Source organism: Streptomyces sp. CBMA123, assembly GCF_014596465.1.
Taxonomy (GTDB): Bacteria; Actinomycetota; Actinomycetes; order Streptomycetales; family Streptomycetaceae; genus Kitasatospora.
On sequence record NZ_MECK01000353.1, the window covers coordinates 1 to 4,561 of the forward strand.

The 4,561-nt window shown below is 73.2% G+C and carries 7 protein-coding genes; 6 read left to right on the top strand and 1 reads right to left on the bottom strand.

What is annotated here, in order from left to right:
• Positions 1-451: phosphotransferase (locus BG452_RS30270; RefSeq protein ID WP_188307542.1), on the top strand; the 451-nt coding region annotated here is incomplete at its 5' end.
• Here the strand turns inward: BG452_RS30270 and BG452_RS30275 are convergent.
• Positions 448-1,347 (bottom strand): LysR family transcriptional regulator, encoded by a 900-nt coding sequence (locus tag BG452_RS30275; protein WP_188307543.1) that lies wholly within the window; start codon positions 1,345-1,347, stop codon positions 448-450. The two genes, BG452_RS30270 and BG452_RS30275, sit on opposite strands and share 4 nt — an antisense overlap.
• A 72-nt stretch (positions 1,348-1,419) precedes the next feature.
• Between BG452_RS30275 and BG452_RS30280 the strand changes: the two genes are divergently transcribed.
• From BG452_RS30280 to BG452_RS30300, 5 genes are all read left to right on the top strand, one after another.
• Positions 1,420-1,818: a RidA family protein gene (locus BG452_RS30280; RefSeq protein ID WP_188307544.1), complete on the top strand. Its 399-nt coding sequence runs from the start codon at positions 1,420-1,422 to the stop codon at positions 1,816-1,818.
• 85 nt (positions 1,819-1,903) lie between these two features.
• Positions 1,904-2,413, top strand: a complete 510-nt coding sequence (locus tag BG452_RS30285) for a DUF6232 family protein (protein ID WP_188307545.1) — start codon at positions 1,904-1,906, stop codon at positions 2,411-2,413.
• Complete coding sequence (locus BG452_RS30290) at positions 2,410-2,733, top strand: hypothetical protein (RefSeq protein ID WP_188307546.1); 324 nt, start codon at positions 2,410-2,412, stop codon at positions 2,731-2,733. Before BG452_RS30285 ends, BG452_RS30290 begins: the two co-directional genes overlap by 4 nt.
• A 134-nt stretch (positions 2,734-2,867) precedes the next feature.
• Positions 2,868-3,515 (top strand): TetR/AcrR family transcriptional regulator, encoded by a 648-nt coding sequence (locus tag BG452_RS30295; RefSeq protein WP_188307547.1) that lies wholly within the window; start codon positions 2,868-2,870, stop codon positions 3,513-3,515.
• Positions 3,516-3,525: 10 nt separating this feature from the next.
• Positions 3,526-4,260, top strand: coding sequence for a tyrosine-protein phosphatase (locus tag BG452_RS30300; protein WP_188307548.1), 735 nt, complete (start codon positions 3,526-3,528; stop codon positions 4,258-4,260).
• Positions 4,261-4,561: the final 301 nt, after the last annotated feature.

The following is a 4,561-nucleotide window of genomic DNA, read 5'->3' on the forward strand; positions in this document are numbered from 1 at the left end:
CGTGCCGCTCGCCTCCCGGGACGGCTCCACCCGCGCGGCGATCGCCCAGCTGGCCGGCACGATCGACACCGCGGCCGCAACCGCCCTGTGGGACAAGGCACTCCGCCTCCCCGACCACGCCGGCCCACCGGTCTGGATGCACGGCGACCTCACCCCCGGCAATCTGCTGGTGAACGGATCCGGCCGGCTCGCCGCCGTCATCGACTTCGCCCTGATGGGCGTCGGCGACCCCACCGCCGACCTGATGCCCGCCTGGAACCTGCTGCCCGCCGCCGCCCGCCCCGCCTTCCGCGCCGCCCTGCGCGCCGACGACGCGATGTGGGCCCGCGGCCGCGCCTGGGCCTTCTCCATCGCCCTGGTGACGATCCCGTACTACCGCCACACCGACCCGGCCCTGACCTCCCACGCCCGCCACGTCGTCCGCGAGGTGCTCGCCGACCGCAGCGGCTAAGTCTTGTCCTGCCCGGTGATGGCGAGCAGGTGGTCCACCAGCGGGCTGCGGTCGTCGGCCCGCCAGGCGACGGCGGCGCGGGTGCGGGCGGTGCCGGGGTCGATCCGGCGGAAGGCGACGCCGCGTAGCCGGATCCGCCGGATGCTCGCCGGGGCCAGCGAGACGCCGAGGCCGGCCCCGACCAGGGCGCACACCGTCTGCCACTCCACCGCCTGCTGCCCGATCCGCGGGGTGAAGCCCGCCCCGGCGCACAGGCCGGTGAGCTGGTCGTACAGCTGCGGCCCCTCCTCCCGGGGCAGCAGCACGAACGGCTCGTCCGCCAACTGCCTGAGCCGGACGGACCGTTGGGCGGCCAGCGGGTGGTTCGCCGGGAGCACGGCGACGAACGGCTCGCTGAGCACCGTCCGGAACCGCAGCTCCGGCGCGTCCGCGGGCGGCTCGCGCAGCAGCCCGACGTCGATGCCGCGGTCGCGCAGGGCGGCGAGCTGCGGCGCGCTGGTCATCTCCCGTACGTCCAGCCGCACCCCGGGGTGCCGCTCCCGGAAGGTGCGCAGCAGGCCGGGCAGCACGGTCAGGGCGAGCGAGGCGGAGAACCCGATCCGCAGCCGGCCCGCCTCGCCGCCGCCGACCGCCCGGGCGGCGGCCAGCCCGTCCGCGAGGTCGGCCAGGGCCCGGCGGGCGGCGGGCAGCAGCTCGTGCCCGGCCGGGGTCAGGGTGGCGCCGCCGGGCTCACGCCGGAACAGCGGGTGGCCGACCTTCTCCTCCAGCCGGCGGATCTGCTGGCTCAGCGGCGGCTGGGCGATGCCGAGGCGGGCGGCGGCCCGGCCGAAGTGCAGTTCCTCGGCGAGCACGGTGAAGGCGTGCAGCTGCGGCAGGGGGAGTTCGGGGCGCTCCATAGGCGTAGGGATATCAGATCGGCGCGGTACGGGTATTGGACGTATCCCCGCAGGCCACCTAGCGTTCGGCGCATGACGAACACGACCCGGCGACGCGCCGTCCTCAGCGGTTCCACCTTCGAGGAGCAGATCGGCTACGCCCGCGCCGTGGTGGACGGCGACTGGGTGCACGTGTCCGGGACGACCGGGTTCGACTACGCCACCATGACCATCTCCGCGGACGTGGTGGAGCAGGCCGAGCAGTGCCTGCGCAACATCGGGGCCGCGCTGACCGAGGCCGGCAGCGGCTTCGCCGACGTGGTGCGGGTGCGCTACCTGCTGCCCGAGCGCGCGGACTTCGAGCCCTGCTGGCCGGTGCTGCGGCGCTGCTTCGGCGACGTCCGGCCGGCCGCGACGATGCAGGTGTGCGGGCTGGCCGACCCGCGGATGCGGATCGAGATCGAGGTGACCGCCCGGCGCTCGGCAGCGTGACGGCCCGACTGATCCACCGGCACCCGTCCCCCTGTCCGCGACCATTGCTATGGTTCTCCCCGCACGAGCGGCAGGGGGAGCGGACTTGGCACGGAACGTGATCGACGTCAGGGTGAGCCGGCGGGTGCTGTGGATCGGCGGGGACGCGTACCCGCTGCAGCACATCGCCCGGGCACGGCAGTTGGTGTGGTGGCCGCCCAAGCGCTCGCGGACGATCATCAGGTTCGTCCGGCAGGTGGTCGGGCTGCTGTTCGCCGTCTCCTTCCTGAGTGCGGTCACCCACAACGCGGCGGACAAGATCCAGGCGGCCCTCCCGGCCGTGCTGCTGCTGATCGGCTTCCTGTTCCTCCTCTACCGGCTGGTCACCCGGCTGCGGTTGAAGGCGCTGTACAAGCTGGTCATCGAGACCTCGAACGCCGCGACCACCGCCGTGGTGAGCCACAACGAGTGGCAGATCACCAACCTGATCCAGATGATCATGGAGGCGATCGACAACCCCCAGGCGGAGTTCGCGTTCCAGGTCGAGAACCTCCACGTCGGCGACAAGATCACCCAGTACGGCGACCACAACACCGGAAAGCGGGTCGGACTGTGAGCAACTCCTTCCACTTCGGCGACTCCGTCACCCAGCACGGCAACCACAACATCGGCATCGTCAAGAACCAGGGCCCGGTCGACCCACAGGCCGCGCTGCGCGAACTCGTCACCGCCGTGCGGCAGTTGCGCGACCAGGTGCCGGCCGAGGACCGCGAGGTGCTGGACGAGTCACTGGAGGCCATCGGCGACGGCGCCGAGGCCTCGCCGTCCGCCCTGCGGCGGGCGCTGCGCAACATCTCGGGGGTGGCCTCGCTGGTCCGGGCGGGGGCTCCAGTGGTGGAGTCGGTCCGCAGGATCCTGGACTCGCTCAGCTCCTGATTTTCGTACCGGGTCAGAAATCTGCCCCGGTCAATCCCGACTGCTAGCCTGGGGCGCATGAGCGAGCGCAGCGAGCGAATCGGCGGAAGGTGCGCGTCCCGGTCATCGGCTGCCGAGCGAAGCGAGGTGGGCGCATGACCGGTCTACGGGAGCGCAAGAAGGAACGGACGCGCCAGGCCATCTCCGAGGCGGCCATCGCGCTCTTCCTGGAGCACGGCTTCGACCAGGTCCCGGTGGCCGACGTCGCGGCCGCCGCCGAGGTCTCCAAGCCCACCCTGTTCAGCTACTTCGCCAGCAAGGAGGACCTGGTCGTCCACCGCTTCGCCGACCACCAGGAGCAGGCGGCGGACGTGGTCCGGGGCCGGGCCGACGGCGAGAGCGTCCTCGACGCCCTGCGCCGGGACTTCCTGGACGGCCTCGCCCGGCGCGACCCGGTCACCGGCCTCAACGACCATCCCCAGGTGCTGGCCTTCACCGCGCTGGTCTACGGCACCCCCAGCCTGGCCGCCCGGGTCGGCGCCTACGTGGCCCGCGCCGAGCAGTCCCTCGCCGAGGCGCTGCGCGAAGCCCCCGACCTCGCCCCGCCCCGCGAACTCACCGCCCCGCTGCTCGCCGCCCAGGTCACCGCCACCCAGCGGGTCCTCGCCCTGCACAACTGGCACCGCATCCACGACGACGGCCGCACCGCCGACGACCTCCACCCCGAGGCCGTCACCGCCGCCGACCGCGCCTTCGACCTGCTCGCCGGGGGCTACGGCGGAAGGCTCGGCACCACTGGCTAGAGTGCCGCGCATGACAACGCGTCACATCGAGTTCGAGGCCCTGCACAACTTCCGCGACCTGGGCGGCTACCCGGCCCTCGGCGGCCGGAGCGTCCGCTGGGGCCTGCTCCACCGCTCCGACTCGCTCGGCAAACTCACCTCCGCCGCCGACCTGGAACGCCTCCGGGCCCTCGGTGTGCGGACCGTGATCGACCTGCGCTACGACTGGGAGATCGCCGCCAAGGGCCGGGTGCCCCACGTCGACGGCCTGGAGTACCACAACCTCTCGATCGAGCACCGCCCGTACGACCAGGCCTCGATCGACCCCGCGCTCGACCCCTGGCGCTACCTCGCCGACCGCTTCGCCGAGGTCGCCGAGGACGGCGTGGAGGAGATCCGCCGGACCCTGGACGTGATCATCGACGCCGAGGCCCCGGCGGTCTTCCACTGCGCGTCCGGCAAGGACCGCACCGGCCTGATCGCCGCCCTGGTGCTCACCCTGCTCGGGGTCTCCGAGGACGACATCGCCGCCGACTTCGCCCTCACCGAACGCGCCACCCCGCACCTCATCGCCGACTGGCACGCCGCCCACCCCGGCCGGACCCTCGGCTGGCCCGGCTATGGCCGCGCCCCGGAGGCCGTCATCCGCCTCGCCCTGGCCGACCTCGCCGCCCGCCACGGCTCCGTCGAGGCCTACCTCACCGGCCCGGTCGGGCTCGACCGCGCCCGGATCGACGCCCTGCGGGCCCGGCTGCTCACGGACTGAACCGGCGCCGCCGGCGCTCTCAGCTGACGCTCGGTCAACGTCCAGGAAGGAAAGGGAGTTCACTCGAAAACAGGTTGACGCAAACATGCCATCCGCCGCTGTCGCACCCCCTCCCCGCTGCCAGGATCGGGCCACTACCCACACGAACCAACGGGAGAGACCCATGAAGATGCGACGACTGGCACCCGGAACCGTGCCGACCAGAACGCCCCGAGCGGAGCTGCGATCGCGGCCGGGGCGCGCCTACCGTCGGCGCGGCCGGCCTGAGCGGCCGCCGGCCTGCGGGCGGGGGCCGCCGGGC

Coding starts and splice junctions, on each gene's coding strand:
- BG452_RS30275 (WP_188307543.1), bottom strand. CDS start 1,347: ATGGAGCGCCCCGAACTCCCCCTGCCGCAGCTGCACGCCTTCACCGTG.
- BG452_RS30295 (WP_188307547.1), top strand. CDS start 2,868: ATGACCGGTCTACGGGAGCGCAAGAAGGAACGGACGCGCCAGGCCATC.
- BG452_RS30300 (WP_188307548.1), top strand. CDS start 3,526: ATGACAACGCGTCACATCGAGTTCGAGGCCCTGCACAACTTCCGCGAC.
- BG452_RS30280 (WP_188307544.1), top strand. CDS start 1,420: ATGACGAACACGACCCGGCGACGCGCCGTCCTCAGCGGTTCCACCTTC.